This window comes from Streptomyces acidiscabies, from assembly GCF_020010905.1.
Lineage (GTDB): Bacteria > Actinomycetota > Actinomycetes > Streptomycetales > Streptomycetaceae > Streptomyces > Streptomyces acidiscabies.
This window is the reverse complement of sequence record NZ_JAGJBY010000001.1, coordinates 5,462,429-5,485,711: the sequence shown is the minus strand read 5'-3', so window position 1 is coordinate 5,485,711 and position 23,283 is coordinate 5,462,429. Positions and strand designations below refer to the sequence as shown.

The window sequence follows — 23,283 nt, the reverse complement described above, 5'->3', positions numbered from 1 at the left end:
GCAACGGTGTTCCAGCAGCAGGAGGTGAACTGATGCGCACCAGTGCGGACCGCTCGGCCGAGCTGCTCGAAGTGTTCCGTCTGCGCAGCGAAGAACGCCTGCGCAACGAGTGCACCGACGAGGTCGCCGCTGCCCATGAAGCGGCTCCGCTGGGACCACACGACGACCGCACGCAACGCGTACTGCGGGCGCTGCGCAGCCTGCCCGTCTCGGGCAAGCACATCATCTTCTCCGAAGGCCCCGACGGCCCCTGGCGCGTGGCGCAGATCGTCCTGGGTATGCCGGGCAACCTGCTCCTGACCCAGCAGTCCTTCGAGGACCACGAAGACGCCATGCGGTGCATCTTCACCGCGCGTGCCGCGGCACTGCAGCAGAACTAGAAAGAAACGAGGAGGGTCATGGCACTCTCAAGCGGCCGCACGACGACCCAGAACGTCTTCGGCTACACCGATCGCTTCTCCGCCCGTCCCGGCGAACAACTGTCGTTCCACATCAGCTGTGAAGGCCCGTCGACCTACGGCGCCGCCCTGGTGCGCCTGCGACACGGCTACGACGGGCAGGCGGGGCCCGGCTTCCTGGAGACCGAGGTCCCCTCCGCCATCGACGGGAGGTACCCGGGGCATTACTACGCCTGCCGGCCCGGCTCCTACGTCGAAGTCCCCGACCCGAACGGTCTGCTGGCGACCCCCGACGCGCTGGTCATCCGCGCCGCCGTCTTCCCGACCCTTCCGCGCGACAACCGCTCGGGGAGTCTGGGCGCCTATCGGGTCAGCCAGAGCTCGGTCGGCTTCACCGGCGAACGCCAGGCGATCCTGGGCACCTGGGACGCGGCGACCATGACCGGCTGGGCCCTGCTGCTCGACGACGGCAAGCCGTCCTTCGTATGGAGCGAGGGAGGTCAGCGGCGGACCCTCACCCTGGAGCAGGAGCTGACGGCCCACCAGTGGTACCGGCTGGAGGTCGAACTGCCACGGTCGGCGGGGTCGATCGCCCTGCGGCAGACCCCGCTGGACCACTGCGCGGACCGGGTGGCACCGGCCGCCGCAGCCGCCGTACCCGAGCAGGCGAACGCGACCGCCTCGGCGGCCTGGACGGCTTCCTCCATGCCGTTCCGTATCGGTGCGCTGGCTCGCGAGGACGGTGAACGGCTGCTCGCGGCAACCGCGTTCAACGGGAAGATCGGCGGCATCCGCGTCGACCGCGCCACCGACGACGCCTCCGAGGCGTGCGAGCCGGTGGCGGCCTGGCACTTCGGCCGCAGCGAGCGCCCCGACGGGCTGCTGTTGTGGGACGTGGTCGACGAGGGGCCGCACAGGCTGCACGGCCGCTGTGTCAACGCGCCCGTCCGGGGCGTCACCGGGCCCGCGTTCCAAGGTGTCGTGGAGGACTTCCGGCTCGCGCCGGACGAGTTCGACGCCATCCACTTCCACGACGACGACATCGCCGACGCCCAGTGGCCCGCGGCGTTCACCTTCGAGGTGCCCGAGGACCTGACCAGCGGCGTCTACGCGGTGCGGCTGCGGGCCGAGGGCATCGAGCAGCACGTGCCCTTCCTCGTCGGACCGGGCCGCCGGCGCAAGGACGTCGCCGTCCTGTTCCCCACCGCCACCTACCTGGCGTACGCCAACGACCGGATCGCGTTCGAGGCGGACGGCATGGAGATGCTCCTCGGGCACACGCCCATCGTCCACAAGGAAGATCTGGTCCTACAGGATCACCCCGAGTTCGGCCGCTCTCTGTACGAAATCCACAATGACGGGTCAGGAGTGGTGTTCGGCAGTGTCCGCCGCCCGCTGATCAGCCTGCAGCCGCGGTACCGGGCCTCGTTCATGAGCGAAGGCCCCTGGGGCCTGCCCGCCGACCTGTCCCTCGTGCACTGGCTGGAGACCGCGGAGTGCGAGTTCGACGCCCTCACCGACGAGGACCTTGACCGGGAAGGCCACGACCTGCTGCGCGACTACCGCGTCGTGATCACCGGAAGCCACCCCGAATACGTCACACGGCGCGAGCTCGACGCCCTCGAGGAGTTCACCGCGAACGGCGGCCGGCTGATGTACCTGGGCGGCAACGGGTTCTTCGCGACCGTCTCCTACGACCCCGACGCCCCCCACCTGCTGGAGCTGCGCCGGGCCGACGGCGGCACCCGCCCCCACCAGTCCCCCTACGCCGAACGCCGCCACACCACCTCCGGCGAGGCCAGCGGCCTGTGGCGCAACAAGGGCAAGGCCCCACAGCGTCTGGTAGGGGTCGGGATGGCGGCTCAGGGCTTCGACCGCTGCACCTACTACGAGCGCCTTGCGGACAGTCAGGATCCACGGGCGGCCTTCATCTTCGAAGGCGTCGGGGAGAACGAGCTCCTGGGCGACTTCGGCATCATCGGCGGCGGCGCGGCCGGCGCGGAGATCGACTGCTGGAACCCGGCGCTCGGCTCGCCGCCCGGAACCCTGGTCCTGGCCACCTCCGGCCCCTTCTCCGACAACTACCTGCTCGTGACCGAGGAGATCTTCGAGATGCTCCCCGGAATGGGCGGAACCGAGCAGCCGGCGGTCCGCTCGGACATGGTCTACTGCCCGCTGGAGGGCGGCGGCGGATTCTTCTCGGTCGGATCCATCGCCTGGACCGGGTCGCTGTCCCACAACGGGTACGACAACAACATCGCCAAGATCACAGGCAACGTGCTGCGTCGCTTCCGCGATGAGAAGCCGCTGGAGTAGGACGCCCCTGCCGCCTTCGGGAATCCGGCCGGCGGGGATGCACGGCCCCGGCAGCCGACCATTGTTGCCGCCGTGCTGGTGCTGCGGCCCCCGTCCCCGCCCCCGTGGCCCAGCGGCTGTCGTCCGACATCGCCCCCAGCAGCCGGATCCGGATTCGAAGAAACACGCGAGGAGCCACCTATGTGCCGACTGGAGAGCCAGTGACAACCGTTCTGCGCACGCTGCGAAATTACATCGACGGCGAGTCCCTGGACGCCGCCGACGGGCGGACCATCGAGATCGTCAACCCGGTGACCGGTGAGCCCTACGCGACCTCGCCGCTGTCCGGCCGGGCGGACGTCGATGCCGCCATGGGCGCAGCCGTGGCCGCGTTCCCGGCATGGCGCGACACCACCCCGGCCGAGCGGCAGCGCCTGCTGCTGAAGATCGCGGACGCTTTCGAGGCGAGGACCGGGGAACTCGTCGCCGTCGAGTCCGAGAACACCGGCAAGCCGCTGGGGCTGACGGCGAGCGAGGAGGTGGCGCCGATGGTGGACCAGATCCGCTTCTTCGCGGGCGCCGCGCGCCTGCTGGAGGGCCGCTCGGCCGGCGAGTACATGGACGGCATGACCTCCATCGTCCGGCGTGAGCCCGTCGGGGTCTGCGCGCAGGTCGCACCGTGGAACTACCCGATGCTGATGGCGGTCTGGAAGTTCGCCCCGGCGCTGGCCGCGGGCAACACCGTGGTCCTGAAACCGTCGGACACCACCCCGGCCTCCACCCTGCTGATGGCCGCGATCGTCGGATCCATCCTCCCCAAAGGCGTCTTCAACGTCGTCTGCGGTGACCGCGACACCGGCCGCCTGATGGTCGAACACCCCACCCCGGCGATGGCCTCCATCACCGGCTCCGTACGGGCCGGCAAGCAAGTCGCCGGGTCCGCGGCCAAGGACGTCAAGCGCGTCCACCTGGAGCTGGGCGGCAAGGCTCCGGTCGTCGTCTTCGCCGACGCCGACATCGCCCAGGCCGCCCTGGGCATCTCGATGGCCGGCTTCTTCAACGCCGGCCAGGACTGCACAGCCGCGGCCCGCGTCCTCGTACAGGAATCGGTCCACGACGAGTTCGTGACGGCGCTGGCGAGGGCCGCCACCGGCACGAAGACCGGTCGGCCCGACGACCCGGACGTACTGTACGGACCGCTCAACAACGCCAACCAGCTCACGCAGGTCTCCGGCTTCATCGAGCGTCTGCCCGCCCACGCCCGGATCGAGGCAGGCGGCCACCGCGTCGGCGACAAGGGCTACTTCTACGCCCCCACCGTCGTCTCCGGCCTTCAGCAGGACGACGAGATCGTCCAGAACGAGGTGTTCGGCCCGGTCATCACCGTCCAGTCCTTCCGCGACGAGGCACAGGCCCTGGAATACGCCAACGGCGTCGACTACGCCCTGGCCTCGTCGGTGTGGACCAAGGACCACGCGCGCGCGATGCGTATGTCCAAGAAGCTGGACTTCGGCTGCGTGTGGATCAACACCCACATCCCGCTGGTTGCCGAGATGCCCCACGGCGGCTTCAAACAGTCCGGCTACGGCAAGGATCTGTCCGCGTACGGCTTCGAGGACTACACCCGCATCAAGCACGTCATGACGTCACTGGACGCGTGACTCTCGCGCCGCCGCCAGTGCCAGCGGGATCACCTCGCAGAGGCCCGACATCCGCCCGATGTGAGGAAGGGGGATCCACCGCGGAGGAGTTCGAAAACCCCTCCGAGCCGGAGCAACGTCCGGGAGCCGGGTTCTCCTTGTCCCTCCTGGACGCGTTCGGGACGCGTTCGGGACGCAAGGACAGGAACAGACCGATCTCCAGCCAGATCTGGTTCTGAGCGAAGTCATGAGGGGAGGTTGCGCAGGCCGGTGTCGCGGGCGTTGCGGATGCGGTCCTCGCAGCGGGTGCGCTGGCGGTGGCTCAGTTCGAGCCGGCGATCGCTGGCGCATTCCCTTCAGCCAGTTCGTCAGGCAGCCCCCGGCGAGTTCGGCGACGCAAGCGCCGACGCGGATCTCGCCTCCGGTGCGACGGCGGGTGTCCAGGCCGATGCCGGGATCCTCAGTACGGCGTGGTGGATGGTGTCGGTGATGGTCATGCCGACCGAGTAGGCCGGCCACCGACCGCGCGCGGTGAGCCAGTTGAGGAATTCGTGGGTGCCGCCGCCGGAGTCGGCACGGATCAGGGTGCGGCGCCCGCGCCGGTAGGTCTTGGGGAGCTGGGCCAGGGCCAGTTGGGTATCGGTCATGTAGTCGGCTTCGCCGAGCGACGGCCGTTGCGCGCGCACGGTGTAGTTGCGCATCGGGGGCCGGAGCGCGTCGGGCATCGCGAGGTACTGCTGGTACCAGCTCATCACCCCGTCGCCGTTGCCGAGCGGCGGCGGCACGGAGGGGCTCCGCCGGCCGGGCAAGGGGAGGAAGATTTTCGTGTACTGGTCCGGCCCGGCGTCGATCATGGTGGCCGGGTTCTGTGCGGTGAGGGTGATGCGGACCATGTGCGGGGTCAGCTGTACCACCCGGCTGACCTGCAACGTCTCGTACACCATGGGCGGCTGGTTCGTACGCCCCTCGGTTACTATTAGGCGAGGCTAACCTAATTAACAACGCTCAAGTATGGGTGACTTACAACACACCCGGGTGCGGGAGGCCACTCCCGTCGCCAGGGGAGACTCGGAGATCCGCACCGACACGGATCACTTCGACGCCGCGGCCGTCACCCCCGACCAGAGCGCCGCTGGAGGCGGGCCGTCCGGCAACGACGAGCGCGGTCCGAACTTTGCAGCCGGTTCCGGCGAGGAGGCATTGAGTTTCCGCTCGCTTCTCGGCAGGGGCGCGCGCTTCCACCGTTCACGGCGATTGGTGTCGTGTCGCTGAGCAAGCCGTTGATGCGGCCGGGGTCCGCCTCCGTGAACTCAGGCGGACCCCGGCCGCATCGCTCATACCGTCCCTCAGTCGAACAGATCGGGCTGTTCCTCAGTGATCTGGTCCCACAGAGGACGGAACTGGAACCACCCCGGCAGAGCGCCGGAGATCTGCGCACGGACCGTCCTCGCCGTCTCGGCGTCGATGAGCTTCGGCTTTCCGGCAGCCATCGCCAGAAGCTGGGCCTGGCAGGAACGTTCCATGGTGATGAAGTACCAGGCCGCCTCGGCGACGGACTCCCCCACCGTCAGCAGCCCGTGGTTCTGTAGTACGACTGCCTTGCCCCCGTCCAGTGCCACGCCGATGCGCCGGCCCTCCTCGGTGTCGTTCACCACGCCCCGGTAGTCGGAGTAGATGCCGTGGTCCTCGAAGAAGGCACAGGAGTCCTGGGTGATCGGCTCCAGGGGGATGCCGAGGCTGGAGAACGCCTTGCCGTGCAGGGAATGGGTGTGGGCCGCGGCGACCACGTCCGGCCGGGCCCGGTGCACCTCTGAATGGATGCAGAACGCGGCGTTGTTGACCGGTCGCCTGCCTTCCAGGAGCGTGCCGTCGTGGTCGACGAGGATCAGGTCCGAGACCCGGATCTGACTGAACGACATACCGAAGGGGTTGACCCAGAAGGCCGACGGGTTCCCGGGGTCACGGGCCGTGATGTGCCCGGCCACCCCCTCGGAGAACCCGAAGCGGGCGAACAGGCGGAAGGCGGCGGCGAGTTCCCGCTTGCGGATCTCGCGCTCCTCCTCGACGCTCAGGTTCTGCTGGGGCAGCGGCAGCTGGACGCCCTCGGGCATGGAGCCGACGGACGCGTGCGGGACTGCGGCAGGTGTCACGGTCATGGGGCTGGCCTCTCGAAATCAGGGGTGGTGCGGTTACTTGGCACGGCCACGCAGACCGGCGCCGTACATGACGTCCGCCAGGCGCAGGATGAACCGGTAGGCCGAAGGCTCGTACGGGATCATGTGCATGTCCCGGCGCATCGGGAACCGGTTCGCGCTGACGGCCTGGAGCCTGGTGTACTTCTCGATCCCCTCGGCGCCGTGGCGGACGCCGAGGCCGGACTCCTTCCAGCCGCCCATGGGCAGGCCGAGGGCCATGTAGTTGGTCTGGGCGTCGTTGATGGTGACGCAGCCGACCTCGAACTGCTCCGCCAGCTGCCGGGCGCGCTTCATGTTCGAGCCGATGACGGAGGCTTGCAGCCCGTACGAGCTGTCGTTGACCAGCCGGACGGCTTCCTCGGCGCTCGCGACCTTCATCACAGGCAGGGTGGGACCGAAGGTCTCCTCCCGCATGCACCTCATGGTGTGGTCGACGTCGACGAGCAACGTGGGCTCGAAGAACCGGCCGGGTCCGTCGGTACGGTGGCCTCCCACGAGCACCCGAGCGCCCTTGTCCAGCGCGTCGTCGACGTGCTCCTCCATGACGGTCAGCTGCGGGGGGAAGGTCACAGCCCCCACGTCGGTGCTGCCCAGCCCCTGCAGCCTGCCCGAGGTGACCTGCTGGAACCGTTTGCGCAGCAGATCGACGAACGCGTCATACACGGATTCCTCGACGTACACCCGCTCCACCGAGGTGCACATCTGCCCCCCGTTGGACAGGGCGCCCTGGATCGTGACGTTCACGGCCCGTTCCAGGGAGGCGTCCGCGAGCACGACCAGGGCGTCCTTTCCCCCGAGTTCGAGGGAGCAGGGGATGAGCCGCTCCCCCGCCCGTGCCGCGACCAGCCTGCCGGTCTTCGTCGACCCGGTGAACATCACGAAGTCCGCGGTGTCCACCAGCGCCCGGCCGGTGGCTCCCGCGCCGGTGACGACCTGGAAGACGTCCTTCGGCCAGCCGCACTCGCGCGTCATCCGCTCCATCAGCAGCGCCGTCAGCGGTGTGTGTTCGGAGGGCTTCAGGACGACCGTGTTGCCCGCGGCCAGCGCGGGGATGGCGTCGCCGAAGGAGTTGAGCAGCGGGTTGTTCCACGGACCGATGACTCCGACGACCCCGAGCGGCACCCGGCGCGTGTACATGCTGCGGCCGAGAACGAACGGTGAGAACGAGCGGATCCTCGTCCTGGCGAGAAGGCTCCGGGCCTGCTTCGCCCAGTGCGCGAAGGCGCCGGCGCAGTAGACGATCTCGACGATCGCGTCCTCCTGCGCCTTGCCGTTCTCCTCGACGATGCGGTCCGTGATCTCCTGCCGGTGCGCCATCAGCCAGCGACGGCCGCGCGCGAAGAACTCCGCGCGCGACCGCACGTCCAGCTCCGCCCAGGCCCGTTGCGCCCGCCTGGCCCGCGCGACCGCTTCGGCCACCTCCTGCGCCGACGCGTCGAAGACATGGCCGACCACCGCTCCGGTGGCGGGGTTGTCCACCGCGATACGTACGCCCGTCGGGGGGCCGTCTGTCATGAGGGGTCGCGTCTGTGCCACGGAAAACTCCCACCGGAACGTTGACTTCTCTTCATCCAGAATGAGACGGTCACCCGTACAAGTCAAGTGACTTGTACGAGCGTCCAAGTTATGTGGGACGGCTGAGGACTCTCTTCAATTCCGCGTCACGAAGGAGCGGTTGGATGAAATGGACGGCGGAGGTCGCGTTGAGCGGCCTGGGCGTGCCCGAATCCCTGCGCTGGCACGAGGGAGCCCTCTGGTTCTCCGATCTCGCACACAGCACGGTGCACCGTTGGAGCGGTACCGGCGCACCGGAAACGGTCCTGGAGGTCCCCGGCCGGGCCGGCGGGCTCGGCTGGCTCCCCGACGGCCGCCTGCTCGTCGTATCCATGGACGGAGGGTGCGTGTACCGGCGGGAGCCCGACGGCACGCTGGTCGAGCACGCCGATCTGCGCGCCGTCGTCGGCGGTCCGGTCAACGACATGCTCGTCGATCCGCAAGGGCGGGCCTACGTCGGCAACTTCGGCTTCGACTACCACGCCTTCTCGCGCGAGCACCCGAACTCCCTGCTCTACGCGCCGCCGGGCCCGCCAAGAACCCCCATCGCGTGCCTCGCCCCGGACGGCAGCCTGCTCGGGCTGACCGAGCCGCTGCTCTTCCCGAACGGCACCCTCCTGACCGCCGACGGCAGCGCCCTGGTGGTGGCCGAGACCCTCGCCATGCGCCTCACTACCCTGCCCAGGGCCCCCGACGGCATCCCCGGAAAGCCGCAGCCCTGGGCTCCGTTGATCTCGCCGCTGCTCTGGCGGCTGCTGAACCACCCGGGGCCGGCCGGACGCGTCACCCGCAAGATCTCGGCGCTCCTGGATCACCCCGCCATCGCGAAGCGTTCCACGTCGCCGATCGCGCCGGACGGCATCGCGTGGGACGTCGACGGCGAGTCGATCTGGGTCGCGAACGCCCTGCGCGGTGAATGTGTGCGCGTCGCCCCGGGCGGTCGCGTCCTGGACCGGGTCGCGACGAGCCAGAACACCCTCAGCTGCCTGATGGCCGGACCCGACGGGCGGACGCTCTTCGCCGCCACCGTGCCGACGGACGACCCGGTCCGGGCCGCCGAACTGGGCGGCGGCCGGATCGAGATCGTACGGCTGTGGCTGCCGCGATGACGATCAGGTCCCACCCGAACTGGACGATCGACCGAGAGGAATCTGCCGCCATGCGCCACATATCCGACCAAGGCCGGGCCATTCTCGTGACCGGCGCGGCCAACGGGATCGGGGCCGCCGTCGCGGAACGCGCGATCGCCCTCGGCCATCGCGTCATGCTGACCGACGTGGACGAGGATGCCGTCCTGGCCCGCGCCCGTGCGCTGGGCCCCCGGACGGCCGCCTGTGCGCTGGACATCCGAAGCGCCGAAGGCTGGCGCACCGCGTTCGAGACGGCGGAAGCCGCTTTCGGCGTCGTCGACGTGCTGGTCAACAACGCCGGCATCACCCATACCGGACACGCGCGGGACCTCAGCCCGCGACAGCACCGCGACATCGTCGAGATCAACCTGCTGGGCACCATCACCGGGGTCTGCACGGCCCTTGAGCGCATGACCGCGCAGGGGCACGGTCACATCATCAACGTATGCAGCATGACCTCGTTCCTGCCGCTGCCCGGATACGCCACCTACTGCGGCACCAAGCACGGCCTCCGGGCCTTTCACCACAGCGTCGCCATCGAGGAACGCGACGGGCCGCTGGACTTCACGATCATTCATCCGCCGTCCACCCGGACAGGCATGCTCGACCAGGAGATGGACGATCCCTCCTGCGCCATCTCCTTCGCGGAGAAGTCCTACGCACCGGAACAGATCGCCGAGGCCGTCGTCGACGCGGTCGCCGCCAAACCGGCCGAGGTGGTGTTCCCGCCGCTGGCCGGCCGCGTCCAGCGGATCGCCGGCGTGTTCCCCAGGCTGATGCGCCGTGTCATCCCCCTGGCCGAGGCCAGGGGGCTGCGCCAGCGGGAGAAGCTCCTCACCGCCCGGTCGGCATCGTGAACCTCCCAGAAAGGGTGCGGATGTGAGTACGCACATGCCTTCCCCGCCCGGCGTGAAGCAGGCGGTCTCCGCCGTCGCGGGCCCGAGCCCGGTCCGGATGGCCCAGCTGAGCAGGGCGACCGAGCACCTGGACCCGCCGTTCGCCGTGGTGGACCTCGACGCCTTCGACCTCAACGCCGCGGATCTGGCGCACCGAGCGGCGGGGCAGGCGACCATCCGCCTCGCCAGCAAGTCGGTCCGCAGCCGGGACCTGATCCGGCGTGCCGTCCGACGGCCGGGATACCGGGGAATCCTCGCCTTCACCCTGCCCGAGGCCCTGTGGCTCGCCGAAGAGCACACGGATGTGGTCATCGGGTATCCGACGACGGACCGCGCCGCGCTGAAGCGGCTCGCGGCGGACGAGCGCGCGGCCTCGCGCATCACCCTCATGATCGACTCCGTCCGCCACCTGGACTTCGTCGACGCGGTGGTGGGCACCTCCCGGCCCGACATCCGCGTCTGCATCGATCTGGACGCCGCGCTGGAACTGGCGGGCGGCCGGGTCCACCTCGGCCCGTACCGCTCCCCGGTGCACACCCCGCAGCAGGCCGCGGCACTTGCCCGGGCCGTCCAGGACCGGGCCGGATTCCACCTGGCCGGGCTGATGTCCTACGAGGGCCAGATCGCCGGACTCGGCGACAACCAGCCCGGGTCACCGCTCATGCGGGCCGCGATCCGCGTCATGCAACGCTTGTCCGCACGTGAACTGGCGGACCGGCGCGCCGCGGCCGTCGCCGCCGTCGAAGCCGTCACCCCGCTGGAATTCGTCAACGGCGGGGGTACGGGCTCGATCGAGCAGACCGCCGCCGAGCACGTCATCACCGAGATCGGCGCCGGATCGGGCCTCTACGGGCCCGGGCTCTTCGACTTCTACCGGCGCTTCCGTCCCCGGCCCGCCGCCTACTTCGTCATGTCCGTCGTACGCCGGCCGAACCCCGGCATCGCCACCGTTCTCGGCGGCGGCTGGATCGCCTCCGGCCCGCCCGGCCCCGACCGTCAGCCCATCGTGAGCTGGCCTCATGGCCTGCGGATGAACCCCAGGGAAGGGGCCGGAGAGGTCCAGACGCCGGTCCTGGGCGCCGCGGCACACGGGCTGCGGCTCGGCGACCACGTGTGGTTCCGGCATGCCAAGGCGGGCGAGCTGTGCGAACGCGTCAACACACTCCACCTGGTGTCGGGCGCGCGGATCGTCGACCAGGTCGCGACCTACCGCGGCGAAGGACACGCCTTCCTCTGACCCACCCTTCTTCGTCTCCCGGAGGCTCCTTGTCCACGGAATTCCACCATCCGGCCCGGGTGCCGGCCGCCATCACCGGGGTGGAGGCCGAGCCCGTCTCACGTGGCTGGATCACCTTGTTCGGCCTGGTCTGGTTCGGGTACTGGATGGCGAATCTCGTCCCCCTCCAACTGCTGCTCCCACAGCAGCTGGAGGCGATCGACCCGGCCTCCAAGATTCAGGACTTCGCCGTCGTCAACGCCGTCTCAGGACTGGTCGCGCTGCTCGCTCTCCCCTTGTGCGGCGCGCTGTGCGACCGCTCCCGGAGCCGCTTCGGACGCCGAAGACTCTGGCTCGCGGCCGGCACTCTCTCGTTCGCCGCGGGGCTCGTCACCACCGGGGAGCAGAAGAGCGTGGCCGGGGTGGCCGTCGCGTGGGCGGCCTGCATGCTCGGACTCAGCGCTGCCACCGCCGGGTTGACCGCCCTCATCGCCGACCGCGTTCCCGTCGGTCAGCGCGGTCTGGTGTCCAGCGCGATCTACGGCCCCCAGGCCCTCGGCGTGGTGGTCGGCATCACCGTCGTCTCCGTCTTCGCGCTCTCCCCCGAGAGCGGCTACCTCGTCATCGCGGCCCTGCTGATCATCTGCACCGTGCCGTTCCTGGCGCGCTTCCGTGACCCCGCGTACGGTGCCGAGCCTCCACTGAGTCTGCGCGAGCTGCTCACCTCCATGGGCGGCTCTCTCAGGAACCGCGAATTCGCCTGGGCCTTCGGCGGGCGGCTCCTGGTCAACCTGGCGAACTCCCTCGGCGTCTGCTACACCCTCTACTTCCTGACCGACGACCTGAAAGTGGCCGATCCGGCCGGCAGCCTCCTGGCCTTCACCGCGCTCTATCTGCTGGCTGGAGTCCTGGCCACCTCCGTCGCCGGGGTACTGTCCGACCGCCTCGGCAGACGGCGGATCTTCGTCGCGCTGGCGGCGCTGCTACAGGCGTGCTCCGGTTTCCTGCTGGCGGGCTTCCCCGACCTCACCGTCGCGCTGGTGGCGTCGGCCCTCATGGGCGGCGGCTTCGGCGCGTACATGGCCGTCGACCAGGCTCTGATCACCCAGGTCCTGCCCGACGCGGAAAACCGGGCCCAGGATCTCGGCATCATGAACATCGGTACGGTCGTGCCGCCCGCGCTGGCCCCGCTCATCGCCAGCTTCATCATCACCTCGGACCGGGGCTATCCACTCCTCTTCGCCCTGGTCGGCGTGACCGCGGCCCTCGGGGTCCTGTTCGTGTACCGCGTACGTTCCGTCAGATGAAGGAAGTCCATGGAAACGGTCAGCAACGTCTGGCAGAACTGGGCCGGCAACGTCACCGCCCGGCCGACCCGGGACATCGCCCCCGCGTCGGTCGAGGAGCTTCGCGCCGCCGTACGGCAGGCAGCCGAGGACGGCCTTGCCGTGAAAGCGGTGGGCAGCGGCCACTCCTTCACCGCTGCCGCCGCCACCGAGGGCGTGCTGATACGGCCCGACCGCCTCACCGGCATCCGCGCGATCGACCGTGAGGCCGGCCTCGTCACCGTGGAGGCGGGTACCCGGCTCAAGGCACTGAACATCGCCCTGGCCCAGGAGGGCCTGTCGCTCGCGAACATGGGCGACATCATGGAACAGACGGTCGCCGGTGCCACCAGTACGGGCACGCACGGCACGGGCCGCGACTCGGGCTCGATCGCGGCGCAGATCCGTGACCTGGAGCTGGTGACAGCCGACGGTTCACTGCTCCGGTGCTCCGGGACCGAGAATCCGGAGGTGTTCGCCGCGGCACGCGTCGGGCTGGGCGCCCTGGGCGTCGTCACCGCCCTCACCTTCGCCGTCGAACCGCTCTTCCTGCTCGCCGCGCGGGAAGAGCCGATGACGTTCGACAGGGTCACCGCGACCTTCGACGAACTGCACGCCGACAACGACCACTTCGAGTTCTACTGGTTCCCGCACACCGACAACTGCAACACCCTGCGCAACAACCGGACCGTCGGCCCCCACGCCCCGTTGGGCCGGCTGAAGGGGTGGTTCGAGGACGAGTTCCTCTCCAACGGCGTCTTCCAGGCGCTCAACTCCGTGGGCCGGGCTGTGCCTGCGGCCGTCCCGGTCATCGCGCAGCTGGCCAGCCGTGGCCTCTCGGCCAGGACCTACACGGACATCCCGTACAAGGTCTTCACCAGCCCGCGCCGCGTCCGGATGATCGAGATGGAGTACGCCGTCCCGCGCGAGGCCGTTCTGGACGCCCTCAGCGAGCTCAAGGCCATGGTCGACCGCTCCGGTCTGCGGATCAGCTTTCCCGTCGAGGTACGCACCGCGCCTGCCGACGACATCGCCCTCTCCACCGCGTCCGGACGCGACAGCGCCTATATAGCCGTCCACGTGTATCGCGGAACCCCTTATCGTGAGTACTTCGCGAAAGCGGAGCACATCTTTATCGCGCACGATGGACGCCCACATTGGGGCAAACTCCACACTCGCGATGCCAACTATTTCGCCGAGGTGTATCCGCGTTTCGCTGAGTTCACCGCGCTACGCGACCGGCTCGATCCCGACCGGCGTTTCACCAATGCGTACGTGCGACGGATTTTGGGCCACTGAATCGAGAACCCCAGTTGGTCATTCGTCCAAGACGCCGAGTTAGGATGAGGTCTCCCAGCAAGCGTGGAGGAGCGGCGCCCGGATGTCTCGCATGGCAGCGAAGGATCGACGAGAGCACCTGATCGCCGCGGCAGTCCGCGTGATGGTCCGCGACGGAGTCGCGAAGGCCACGACACGCGCGATCGTCAATGAAGCGGAAATGCCGTTGGGAGTCTTCCACTACTGCTTCCAGTCGCGCGAGGAACTCCTGCAAGAGGTCATCACTCGCCTCACGGACAGCAGTGTGGCCACGGCGCGGCAGGTGTTCGCGTCGGAAGGCGATTTCGGCACGCGTATCACCAACAGCCTCAACGCGTTCTGGCAGGGCGTGGAGGACAGTCCGGGCGAGCAGCAAGTGGGGTACGAACTCACCCACTACGCGTTGCGTCAGGCCGGGTTCGAAGAACTGGCTCAGCGGCAGTACGCCCACTATCTGGAAGTGCATCAGGAACTGCTCGCGGAAGCGGCCGAGAGCGCCGGTATCCGGTGGACCGTCCCGCTGCCCGTCCTGGCCCGCTACATGTGCTCCGTCCTCGACGGGGTCGCCCTGACTTGGCTTGTCGACCGCGACAGCGAGTCCAGCCTCGATGTGCTCCGCCTTGTCGGCCGCCACCTTGAGACCCTCACCGAGAAGGTGGAGTAGAGGGTCGGGCGCGATGTCGTCGAGCCACAGTTTCGCGTCCCAGGGACCACTCGACTGACTCAGGCGGATCCATTGGTCCAGCATCGACAGGAACCCCAGACAGGCGAAGCGGGCTGCCCTCCCGGTCGAGGTGGTGGGACGGATGTGCTCCGACCCCGCCGGTCCCCGACTCTGCTCAACAGTCCGCGAGGTTGCCGAGCAGCGTATCGATACGAGCGCGGGCGCGGGTTCCGACGCCTGTGCCGGGAGCGGCGTGGAGGTGACCGCTCGATGGCGGCGATCGCCGTCTCGGCGACCTCCCGGAGGAGAGGATTCCCTGTCGCGTGGGGAGGTCCCGCATGGACGAGGAAGCCGGATCGCGCCCAGTGCGGCGGAGTTCCGGCCGAGGGGTGTGTCGACGAGGCCGGGGCAGAGCACCGTCGCTCCCACGGCGGGCGCGACGCGCTTCAGCTCGACATCGAGCGTCTCGGTCAGGCCGATCACGGCGTGCATGGTGGCGGTGCAGGGCGTGCGGTCGGGCAGCGGGCCGAGTCCTCCGGAGGAGGCGGTGTTGAGGAAGTGGCCCGTGCCCTGGGCGATGAGCAGCGGAGCGAACGCCTTGACACCGCACGATACCGAGCACTTTGACTCCGATCATCAACTGCCAGGTACGCGCCTCCTGTTCCCAGAGCGGAGCAGCGGGTGGCACGACTCCGGCGTTGTTGCACACCAGGTCCACCCGCCCGTACTCCGCCATCGTGCGGTCCGCGAGCGCGGTCACCGATGCCTCGTCGGACACGTCCGTCGGTACGGCCACCACTTCCACCGCGTGTTCCATGGTCCGGTCCACCCAGGGATGCAACAGGGCATCGTAGGGGCGAGTTCGGCCGGGTCCGTGACCAGGTGGGCGTAGCCCGTGAGGGCAGCGTGTTCGTGGAGCGGATGACGACGGCGCCATCGACGAGGACGTGGTTGACCGGGCGACGGTCGGCAGGAACCGCCGAGTGAAGACGACGCGTCCGAGGGAGACGCTGCCCAGCAGCCGCAGACCCGTACCGTCAGAGCCCTGCGACGGATCCGAGCAGCCGGTAGGGCCGCGCACCGGCAACGCCATTCGTATGTGTCACCGGCGCGTAGAGCAGGCCACGCGCACCGTCGTCGCTCACGAACACATGTGCAGTACCCATGCCCGGGGGCCGACCCGTTCGTAGCCGATCGGCGGTGGTCTCAGCCCATCGTGCGGCACGGGACGCCGACTCAGTCTCCGCGTGCGCGACGACGATCACGTCGACCGTGTCATCGGTGCCCTCCGTCACCACGGTGTGCGCCAACCGGTAGCGGACCAGCCCGGGACGCCGGATCCCCGGGATCTCGCGGTCGATGCGGCCGACCATGTCAGCCCGGTGCTCGCGGACGAAGGCGAGGTGAGCCTCGTCGCTGGTCCACTGTGCGACGCTGAGCAGCCCACGCCCGTCCCCGTTCGCGAAGCAACTGAGCCGCAGGAAACCCTCAGGGCGAAACCCGGCCGACAGCTCGCCCCACTCACCGAGCAACGCACGCCCCGCCCGGTCCTGCCGGTCCTGTGTGTCCACGATCCACTCGCTGATCAGCGTGGTCCCGGCGTCAGGCCGGTCCAAATCCGGCAACCGAAGCGTTGTCACACGCACCTCCTGTCGTCGCCGCGTGTCCAGCAGCATGGAACGTCAAGCGTGGTTGAGGTCAACCACTGGCCACGAACGTTGGCCGGGTTTGCGTCGACACAAGCGGCACGGGCTCAAGAAACCGCAGAGAAGCTTCAGCACCACCACCGGAAGGACTGACTCCGGACGTAGCCGAGGACCGATTGCGTGGACCGCGATCCAGCACCTCCAGAAGGCGATCGCCGCTGGGGGTGTCGGCCCGAAGCTGCTCGGCGTGTGTCCACGCCGGTGTCGTCGGCGGGAAGAAGGCCGGTGACACCGACGAGCGAAGAGGTCAACGCCCACTTCACCGAGGAGCAGATCGACGCCATCAACCTGGAGATCGCGCTGACCACTCTCAACCGCCGACCGGCACTTCCTGCAGTACCCATCCATTGCCGTCCGGGTCTTTGAACTCGGCGTATGAGTGGTAATCACGGCGCTGCGGGTCGAGTCCGGCGACCCGGTTCTCGTCGGTGCAGCGGTGGAACATGCCGCTCGTGTCGTGGAAGATGCCGCCGGTTTCCACGCCCCTTGCGTCGAGTTCCCGGCACGCCCTCTCGATGTCGGACACGACGAGGTGGAGACCCTGCACCGAGCCCGGCACAGCCGTGGTGACTCCGGTTCCGAACAGGATCGAGCATGCGGAACCCGGGGGTGTCATGTGCACCACGCGGTAGGAATCGTCGACGGTGTGGTCCGCGTCCAGCCGGAACCCGGCCGCCTCGTAGAACGCCTTGGCCCGGTCGACGTCCGAGACGGGCAGGACGAGTACGCCCAGTCTCAGCTCCATGATGTCGTGCTCCTCCTCATGCCGTTTCCCCGTCGTCGACCCAGCTCATCAGCTTGCGCAGTTGCTTGCCGGTGGCCTCCAGCAGGTGCTCGGCGTCCGCGGTCCTGTACTCGTTGTACTTCTTCAGACCGCCGTGGTACTCGGCCATCCACTCACGCGCGAAGGTGCCGTCCTGGATCTCGGCGAGGACCTGCTTCATCTCGGCCTTGGTGGCGTCGGTGATGATGCGGGGGCCGGTGACGTAGTCGCCCCACTCGGCGGTCTCGGAGATCGACCAGCGCATCTTCTCCAGGCCGCCCTCGTACATGAGGTCGACGATCAGCTTCAGCTCGTGGAGGCACTCGAAGTACGCGATCTCCGGCTGGTAGCCCGCCTCGGTCAGCGTCTCGAAACCGGCCTTCACCAACGCCGTGACGCCTCCGGCGAGGACGGCCTGCTCACCGAACAGGTCGGTCTCGGTCTCCTCGGTGAACGTCGTCTCGATGACACCGGCACGGGTGCCACCGATGCCCTTGGCGTACGACAGCGCCAGCGCGAGGGCGCCTCCGGTCGCGTCCTGCTCGACCGCCACCAGGCAGGGAACGCCGCGCCCCTCCTCGTACTGACGGCGCACCAGGTGACCCGGTCCCTTCGGCGCGACCATGCACACGTCGACGCCCGCCGGGGGCTTGACGAAGCCGAAGCGGATGTTGAAGCCGTGGCCGAAGAACAGCGCGTCGCCGTCCTTCAGGTTCGGGGCGATGTGCGTCTCGTAGATCTCGCCCTGGAGGGGGTCCGGGATCAGGATCATGACGACGTCGGCCTCGGCGGCGGCCTCGGCCACCGTCACCACGCGCAGGCCTTGTTCCTCGGCCTTCGCCCGGGACTTGGAGCCCTCGTGCAGGCCGACGCGGACGTCCACGCCCGAGTCACGCAGGGACAGCGCGTGGGCGTGGCCCTGACTGCCGTAACCGATGACCGCGACCTTGCGGCCCTGGACGACGGACAGGTCGGCGTCGGCGTCGTAGAACATCTTGGCCATGGTGATCCCTTCACTCGTGGCCCTGCGAAACGGCGGGAGGGCACCCGCCGCCGAGAAACAGTGGAAACACTATCGCACCACAAAGTGTCATCACAGTGTTCCGGAACGTTATGGGAACTAAGCGCGGTCCTCGGGAGCCACGTACTCGAAAGTCGGGCCTGCCGCCCGGCCTTCGTCGTCCTGGAGTGCCATCAGGCTCTGTGCCTGTCCCTTGGCCACGTACATGGTGCCCACGGACATGGCCAGCATCGCCGGGTTGCCGTTGAATGCCTGCTGCAACATGTTCAGCATCTTGCAGTACGTCTGGTTGAACGCTTCCTGCGCGGTGCGGATCGCGCTGCCCTCCGGCTGGTCCGCCGCACGCTGGTTGGGGCGTACGGGGCGGACACCCGCCGGGTCCACGGTCACGGTCTCGCCGGTGGGGCCGGACTCGGGTGTGTCACCGGGCTGGTAGCGCCGGCCCGAGGCGAGTTCCTGGAACCGGTAGTAGTGGGAGACCGCTTTGGTCTCGGGGTGGAACAGGTCCTTGTCGCCGTCCCAGACGGTGGCGCGGGCCGCGCCCTCGCCCTGCTCGACGATCTCCTCCAGCGCCGCGAGTGCCGAGTCGAGGCCGGTGACCGGGGCGAGGTGTCCTGCCGTGTGGGCGAACGGGCCGCCGGACACCTGGCGGGCCGGGTCCCCGGTGAAGACCTGGTCCTCCCCCAGTTCGGCGCACAAGTACCGTAGCCCCTTCCCGATCGCGTCGTAGAACTGTCCGATCGTCTCGTAGCCGTCTCCCTCGGCCGGATCTTCGGGGTGTGCCGGCTGTTCGAGGCGGAGGAACATGTCGAGCGCCTCCGGGCCGAACGGCAGCAGGGACAACTGGATGGACGGGTCGGCGTGCGGCATGGTCCGGGGGTGCGGCGGCAGCATGTGCGGCGCGTCCAGGAGGGGGCGGCCACCGACCGCGTTGAGCAGATTCGCCGCCAGGGCGAGGTGGATCATCTCCTCGACGAAGACGCTGCCGACGAGTTGTGCGGCGTCCGCGTTCCGCTCGGGGTCGAGGGAGTACAGGGCCGTCAGGTAGGGCGGCAGGGTGGAGTGTTCGAGTTCGATCGCCCACTGGAGGTGCGTGCGCAGGTCTTCCGGCGTGGCGATGCCGGTCGTGGACGGGGTGTCACGTGTGTCGAACTGGTTCTGAGGCATGGTGGAGAAGCTCACTTCGTTTCGTGGGTGTGGGGATGCTGGTTCACGCGTCACTCCACTGACAGGTGAGACCTAACATCTGTGACACGCGAGACAGTGTGATGGAACGTGTCGGCCGCTACGGCGCCATGCTCGCCACCCCTCAGTTCAACGGCGTCGTACACCGACTTCCCGTCTCGCGCGCTCGCCTGACCGGACCTGCGGGGCAGCGCCCGGTCGGTCCTGGCACTTCGTCATGCGACTTGCTGGGCGGTTCGGGAAGCGGGGTGGGACGACGGCTGCGGGCCAGGGCCGGCCGGGGGCTCGGGCGCTAGGAGACGTACGAGGTCTTCGAGGTCCCCGGTGCCGGCCGCCGCCCGGAACGCGGTGACGAGGCGGCGGTGCGACTCGGTGGGGACCGGCTGCTCGCGGTCGCGCTCCAGGCGGGTCTGCGCGCGGTGGACCATCGTCCGGGCGTTCGGGACGCTGATCCGCAGCAGCGCCGCGAGTTCGGCGTAGGCGTAGCCGAAACCCTTGCGCAGCACGTAGGCGGCCAGCCCGTTCGGTGTCAGCCGTGCCATGAGCAGGGTCAGGGCTCCCTCGACCGCCACGGCCCGCTCGGCGCTCAGTACGGGATCCTGGGCGGTGCGGTCGCCGAGGTCGAACTGCGGCTCCACCGAGGTCTCATGGCGGTACCGCGCCGACTGGACGACGTTGAGGGCGAGCCGGGTCGTGGCCGTGACCAGGAACGCGGCCGGCTGGTTGATGTCCGCGCGCCGTGTGCCCTGCCAGCGCAGCCACACCTCCTGGACCACGTCCTCGGCTCCCGCGACGTCGCCGAGAATGCGGTGGGCGATGCGGAAGAGCCGGGTCCGCTGGGCCAGGAAGATGTCGAGGGCGTTGTGCAGGTCGTCCTCGGCCGGGGTGTGGGGCGGTGTGCAGGGCGCGGACATCGGGAACTCCTCATGGTGGTCGAGCACCCGTCAAGGGCGATGGATCCACCCTCGTTCCGTGACACCGTGTGCCGCGCCCTTGATTCACGTGGTCAAGTCCGTGGGACACCGTGGGAAACCTCGTGGTGAGCCCCTGGGGCCGGGGCGTTCGCCAGGGCTCCGGGCAGGGCGCGGCGGGATCTGATGCCGAGCTTCGTGTACACCTTGCGCAGATGCCACTCCACGGTGTGCGGGCTGATGAACAGCTCCGCGCCGATCCCGGCGTTCGTCATGCCGTCGGCCGCGAGCGCCGCGACCTGCGACTCCTGGGGGGTGAGGGCACTGGCCGGCCCGTTCTCCCGTTGCCTGACGTGCTCGCCGGTCGCGAGCAGTTCACGGCGGGCCCGTTCGGCGAAAGCGTGGGCGCCCATGCCGTCGAACATCGCGTGCGCCGCGCGCAGTTGCTCCCGGGCCGGTGACCGTCGTTGGGCGCGGCGCAGCCACTCGCCGTACAGCAGGTGGGTGCGGGCCACCTCCACGGCCACGCCGCCGCGGCCGAACTCCTCGATCGCGGTCCGGTAGAGGCGGTCGGCCTCGTCGCCCTCGGCGAGGAGCGCCCGGCTGCGGGCGGCGGCGCCGCGGGCCCAGCCGGAGTCGGCGGCGCGGGTGAGGTCGAGCAGCCGGGCCAGGGAGGCTCGGGCCTGGTCCGGTTCGCCGCAGCGGGTGGCGGCCTCGACATGTTCGACCAGCGACAGTCCGGTGAAGTTGAATCCGTCGTGCTCGATGGCCGTGCGCGCGGCCTCCAGGGCCTCCTCGTAGCGCGCCAGGCCGTTGAACAGCACGCCCTGGATGTAGCCCATGGCGCCCAACAGCGATACCTCGCCCCGCTGTTCGGCCCGCTGTCTGGCCTCGTCGATGATCCCGGCGGCGACGTCCGCCTCGCCCCGCCACGCGGCCAGGACCAGGGTCGCGTACTGGTGCGGGGCGTGGCCGGTCGCTGCGGCGAGCGCGTCGGCCTCGTCGATCATGCGGGCGGCCTCGGCGAAGTCCCCGCGGTGGATGTGCACCCCGCCGGCGTAGATGAGGGCCGGTGGCAGCGCGCCGAGCGCGCCGATGTCGCGGGCCAGACGTACCGCCCGTCCCGACAGTGTGTCCCACGCGTGCAGGTCCCACGCGTAGTGGATGAACGCTTCCAGCGCGACCGGGACGAGCAGCAGCCAGCGCATGGTCGCCTCCCGGGTGCCGAGTTCCTCGTGCGCGAGCCGGTCCAGCGCGGCGTACAGCGCCGGGACGCCGCTTTCGTAGCCGTCCGTGAGGAGCGCGGCCACCCCGTCGAGGAGGAGGTCGGCGGCCTCGGAGCCCGACGGGGGCGCCCCGGACGCGCGGGCCGCGACGGCGGCGGCGCGGGCGCCGGTCGGTCCGTGCACCCGGCCCGCGAAGATGGTGGCGCTGATCGCCTCCAGGTACGTCTCCCGCGCCAGCGGTGACCGGGCGGCGGTGAACTGTGCGGCGGCCTCCAGCAGCAGGGGTGCAGCCTCGTCGCTGCGGCTGCGGGCGAAGAGGATCCTGGCCCGCAGCCGCATCAGCCGGGCGCGGTCCAGGGCGCTCAGCGGGCACAGTTCGGCCACCGTGGCGAGTTCGGTGGCCCGGTCGGGTGAGGCGGCCGAGAAGTACGCCTCGGCCGCCGCGAGGGCTCTGCGGCCCCGTGGCCGCGGATCCGGCGTCACCTCGCAGGCGCGTTCCAGCAACACCGCCTCGGCGGCGATGCCACCGCGCTGTCGCGCGCGGTCGGCGGCCTGTTCCAGCCCCGCGGCGACCTCCTCGTCCGGTCCCTCGGCGGCCTGCGCGGCGTGCCAGGCGCGGCGGTCGGGGTCCAGCACCGGGTCCGTGGCCTCGGCCAACGCGCGGTGCACCGCCCGGCGTTCCTCGGGCTCGGCCCCGTGGTAGACGGCGGAGCGCACCAGGGGGTGCCGGAACCGGACGGACTCCCCGAACTCGATCAGGCCTGCCGCCTTGGCGGGCGCGGCATAGGGGACGATCTTGAGCAGGCCGGCCGCGCGGACCAGCAGGCGCGCGTCGCCGAGCGGTTCCGCCGCGGCGATCAGCAGCAGGGTCCGGGTGGCCGCCGGCAGCGCGTCGAGCCGGCCGGCGAAGTCTCGTTCGACGCGATTCGCGACCGGTCCGTGGAGGCTCGGACGGTTCGACGCGTCCAGGCCGTACGCCAGTTCGGCGGCGCTGCGGCCACGGGAGAATTCGAGCAGCGCCAGCGGGTTGCCGCGCATCTCGGCGACGAACCGGTCCCGGACCCGCTTCTCCAGCCGCCCGCCGACGGCCGTCTCCAGGAGCCGGCCGGCCGCAGTGGTGTCGAGGCCGTCGAGCCGCAGCGTCGGCAGCCCGCCGAGCGCGGACCCTCCCTCGGGGTCGCGCACCGCGAACGCCATGGCGACGTCCTCCGCGAGCAGTCGGCGGGCCACGAACTCCAGGGTCTGCAAGGACACTTGGTCCAGCCACTGGGCGTCGTCCACCACGACGAGCACCGGCCGGGTGGCCGAGGCGCGGGTGAGCAGGGTGAGTACGGCGAGACCGACGAGGAAGCGGTCGGGCGGATCTCCGGCGACCATGCCGAACGCCACGCGCAGCGCGTCGCGCTGGGGTTCCGGCAGGTCGTCCAGCGCGTCCAGGAACGGCGCGCACAGCTGGTGCAGGCTCGCGTAGGGCAGCTCCATGTCCGCCTCGATGCCGTGCGCCCGGCTCACCCGTACCCGCGACGCCTGCGCGGCCACGTACTCCAGGAGCACCGACTTCCCGATACCGGCCTCACCGCGCAGCACCAGTACGCGCGACCCGCCTGCGCGCAGACCGGTCAGCAGGTCGTCGAGGGCCGCGCACTCGCGTTGCCGGCCGACGAGATCGGGAAGCGGACTGGCGATCATGCGACACGGCTCCTCGGGGGGAGTCAGGGGGATGAGAAGCTCCCACAACGTTGGTGGAGCGAGCCTTGCAACGGTACCTGGAACACTGCGCACACCGTGTGGGACTTCGGTGTGACAGAACCCATGGAGGAAAGTGTCCGGCGGCTGTCACA

General features: G+C 69.6%; 17 protein-coding genes and 3 pseudogenes. 9 read left to right on the top strand and 11 right to left on the bottom strand.

All coding sequences use genetic code 11. The features are described 5' to 3' along the window. Nucleotides 1-32: 32 nt before the first annotated feature. The 3 genes from J8M50_RS24930 to J8M50_RS24920 all read left to right on the top strand — a co-directional run bounded on the left by J8M50_RS24930 (nt 33) and on the right by J8M50_RS24920 (nt 4,354). A complete protein-coding gene (locus J8M50_RS24930) occupies nt 33-380 on the top strand; it encodes a N,N-dimethylformamidase alpha subunit family protein (RefSeq protein WP_010359018.1) in 348 nt (115 codons plus the stop codon). A gap of 18 nt (nt 381-398) precedes the next feature. Then, entirely contained in the window at nt 399-2,714 is a 2,316-nt protein-coding gene (locus J8M50_RS24925; RefSeq protein WP_029184487.1) for a N,N-dimethylformamidase beta subunit family domain-containing protein, read from the top strand. Nucleotides 2,715-2,914: 200 nt separating this feature from the next. Continuing rightward, on the top strand, nt 2,915-4,354 hold the full coding sequence (locus J8M50_RS24920; RefSeq protein WP_010359019.1) for a gamma-aminobutyraldehyde dehydrogenase: 1,440 nt from the start codon (nt 2,915-2,917) through the stop codon (nt 4,352-4,354). A gap of 193 nt (nt 4,355-4,547) precedes the next feature. Here J8M50_RS24920 and J8M50_RS49225 read toward each other — a convergent pair. The 4 genes and pseudogenes from J8M50_RS49225 to J8M50_RS24905 all read right to left on the bottom strand — a co-directional run. Further along, nucleotides 4,548-4,989, bottom strand: a pseudogene (locus J8M50_RS49225) (IS1380 family transposase); the annotation flags it as partial. A gap of 54 nt (nt 4,990-5,043) precedes the next feature. Next, nucleotides 5,044-5,226: pseudogene (locus tag J8M50_RS49220) on the bottom strand (siderophore-interacting protein); the annotation flags it as partial. A 453-nt stretch (nt 5,227-5,679) separates the two neighbouring features. After that, nucleotides 5,680-6,489, bottom strand: a complete 810-nt coding sequence (locus tag J8M50_RS24910) for a class II aldolase/adducin family protein (protein WP_010359021.1) — start codon at nt 6,487-6,489, stop codon at nt 5,680-5,682. 33 nt (nt 6,490-6,522) lie between these two features. Further along, complete coding sequence (locus J8M50_RS24905; RefSeq protein WP_010359023.1) at nt 6,523-8,043, bottom strand: aldehyde dehydrogenase family protein; 1,521 nt, start codon at nt 8,041-8,043, stop codon at nt 6,523-6,525. 164 nt (nt 8,044-8,207) lie between these two features. Here J8M50_RS24905 and J8M50_RS24900 point away from each other — a divergent pair, with 164 nt between their 5' ends. The 6 genes from J8M50_RS24900 (at nt 8,208) to J8M50_RS24875 (ending at nt 14,630) form a co-directional block, all read left to right on the top strand. Next, nucleotides 8,208-9,191 (top strand): SMP-30/gluconolactonase/LRE family protein, encoded by a 984-nt coding sequence (locus J8M50_RS24900; protein ID WP_010359024.1) that lies wholly within the window; start codon nt 8,208-8,210, stop codon nt 9,189-9,191. Nucleotides 9,192-9,241: 50 nt separating this feature from the next. Next, nucleotides 9,242-10,069, top strand: coding sequence for an SDR family oxidoreductase (locus J8M50_RS24895; protein ID WP_010359025.1), 828 nt, complete (start codon nt 9,242-9,244; stop codon nt 10,067-10,069). A gap of 34 nt (nt 10,070-10,103) precedes the next feature. After that, a complete protein-coding gene (locus tag J8M50_RS24890) occupies nt 10,104-11,345 on the top strand; it encodes an amino acid deaminase/aldolase (RefSeq protein ID WP_010359026.1) in 1,242 nt (413 codons plus the stop codon). Between the two features lie 29 nt (nt 11,346-11,374). Continuing rightward, complete coding sequence (locus J8M50_RS24885; RefSeq protein WP_029184491.1) at nt 11,375-12,631, top strand: MFS transporter; 1,257 nt, start codon at nt 11,375-11,377, stop codon at nt 12,629-12,631. A gap of 9 nt (nt 12,632-12,640) precedes the next feature. Beyond that, entirely contained in the window at nt 12,641-13,948 is a 1,308-nt protein-coding gene (locus J8M50_RS24880; RefSeq protein WP_010359028.1) for a D-arabinono-1,4-lactone oxidase, read from the top strand. An 82-nt stretch (nt 13,949-14,030) separates the two neighbouring features. Then, nucleotides 14,031-14,630 (top strand): TetR/AcrR family transcriptional regulator, encoded by a 600-nt coding sequence (locus J8M50_RS24875; RefSeq protein WP_029184492.1) that lies wholly within the window; start codon nt 14,031-14,033, stop codon nt 14,628-14,630. Between the two features lie 387 nt (nt 14,631-15,017). On the opposite strand, the pseudogene J8M50_RS50120 reads toward J8M50_RS24875, so the two are convergent. From J8M50_RS50120 to J8M50_RS24840, 7 genes and pseudogenes are all read right to left on the bottom strand, one after another. Next, nucleotides 15,018-15,567: pseudogene (locus J8M50_RS50120) on the bottom strand (SDR family oxidoreductase); the annotation flags it as partial. A gap of 100 nt (nt 15,568-15,667) precedes the next feature. Continuing rightward, on the bottom strand, nt 15,668-16,306 hold the full coding sequence (locus J8M50_RS24865; protein ID WP_223786261.1) for an antibiotic biosynthesis monooxygenase: 639 nt from the start codon (nt 16,304-16,306) through the stop codon (nt 15,668-15,670). 340 nt (nt 16,307-16,646) lie between these two features. Further along, nucleotides 16,647-17,081 carry a VOC family protein gene (locus J8M50_RS24860; RefSeq protein ID WP_010359032.1) on the bottom strand — a complete coding sequence of 145 codons (435 nt, stop codon included), beginning with the start codon at nt 17,079-17,081 and terminating at the stop codon, nt 16,647-16,649. A 16-nt stretch (nt 17,082-17,097) separates the two neighbouring features. Further along, on the bottom strand, nt 17,098-18,102 hold the full coding sequence (ilvC, locus tag J8M50_RS24855) for a ketol-acid reductoisomerase (protein ID WP_010359033.1): 1,005 nt from the start codon (nt 18,100-18,102) through the stop codon (nt 17,098-17,100). Between the two features lie 117 nt (nt 18,103-18,219). Next, nucleotides 18,220-19,287, bottom strand: coding sequence for a ferritin-like domain-containing protein (locus J8M50_RS24850; RefSeq protein ID WP_029184493.1), 1,068 nt, complete (start codon nt 19,285-19,287; stop codon nt 18,220-18,222). Between the two features lie 233 nt (nt 19,288-19,520). Beyond that, nucleotides 19,521-20,219 carry a sigma factor gene (locus J8M50_RS24845; RefSeq protein ID WP_029184494.1) on the bottom strand — a complete coding sequence of 233 codons (699 nt, stop codon included), beginning with the start codon at nt 20,217-20,219 and terminating at the stop codon, nt 19,521-19,523. Nucleotides 20,220-20,311: 92 nt separating this feature from the next. Beyond that, the gene (locus tag J8M50_RS24840; RefSeq protein WP_010359036.1) at nt 20,312-23,131 is read right to left on the bottom strand and encodes a helix-turn-helix transcriptional regulator; all 2,820 of its coding nucleotides are present in this window, start codon (nt 23,129-23,131) and stop codon (nt 20,312-20,314) included. Nucleotides 23,132-23,283 lie beyond the last annotated feature (152 nt).

What these genes read in the sequence shown, in the direction of transcription:
- J8M50_RS24925 (WP_029184487.1), top strand. Translation starts at nt 399, where the DNA reads ATGGCACTCTCAAGCGGCCGCACGACGACCCAGAACGTCTTCGGCTAC.
- J8M50_RS24905 (WP_010359023.1), bottom strand. Translation starts at nt 8,043, where the DNA reads ATGACAGACGGCCCCCCGACGGGCGTACGTATCGCGGTGGACAACCCC.
- J8M50_RS24860 (WP_010359032.1), bottom strand. Translation starts at nt 17,081, where the DNA reads ATGGAGCTGAGACTGGGCGTACTCGTCCTGCCCGTCTCGGACGTCGAC.
- J8M50_RS24865 (WP_223786261.1), bottom strand. Translation starts at nt 16,306, where the DNA reads ATGCTGCTGGACACGCGGCGACGACAGGAGGTGCGTGTGACAACGCTT.
- ilvC (WP_010359033.1), bottom strand. Translation starts at nt 18,102, where the DNA reads ATGGCCAAGATGTTCTACGACGCCGACGCCGACCTGTCCGTCGTCCAG.
- J8M50_RS24845 (WP_029184494.1), bottom strand. Translation starts at nt 20,219, where the DNA reads ATGTCCGCGCCCTGCACACCGCCCCACACCCCGGCCGAGGACGACCTG.
- J8M50_RS24910 (WP_010359021.1), bottom strand. Translation starts at nt 6,489, where the DNA reads ATGACCGTGACACCTGCCGCAGTCCCGCACGCGTCCGTCGGCTCCATG.
- J8M50_RS24930 (WP_010359018.1), top strand. Translation starts at nt 33, where the DNA reads ATGCGCACCAGTGCGGACCGCTCGGCCGAGCTGCTCGAAGTGTTCCGT.
- J8M50_RS24890 (WP_010359026.1), top strand. Translation starts at nt 10,104, where the DNA reads ATGCCTTCCCCGCCCGGCGTGAAGCAGGCGGTCTCCGCCGTCGCGGGC.
- J8M50_RS24900 (WP_010359024.1), top strand. Translation starts at nt 8,208, where the DNA reads ATGAAATGGACGGCGGAGGTCGCGTTGAGCGGCCTGGGCGTGCCCGAA.
- J8M50_RS24895 (WP_010359025.1), top strand. Translation starts at nt 9,242, where the DNA reads ATGCGCCACATATCCGACCAAGGCCGGGCCATTCTCGTGACCGGCGCG.
- J8M50_RS24850 (WP_029184493.1), bottom strand. Translation starts at nt 19,287, where the DNA reads ATGCCTCAGAACCAGTTCGACACACGTGACACCCCGTCCACGACCGGC.
- J8M50_RS24880 (WP_010359028.1), top strand. Translation starts at nt 12,641, where the DNA reads ATGGAAACGGTCAGCAACGTCTGGCAGAACTGGGCCGGCAACGTCACC.
- J8M50_RS24840 (WP_010359036.1), bottom strand. Translation starts at nt 23,131, where the DNA reads ATGATCGCCAGTCCGCTTCCCGATCTCGTCGGCCGGCAACGCGAGTGC.
- J8M50_RS24875 (WP_029184492.1), top strand. Translation starts at nt 14,031, where the DNA reads ATGTCTCGCATGGCAGCGAAGGATCGACGAGAGCACCTGATCGCCGCG.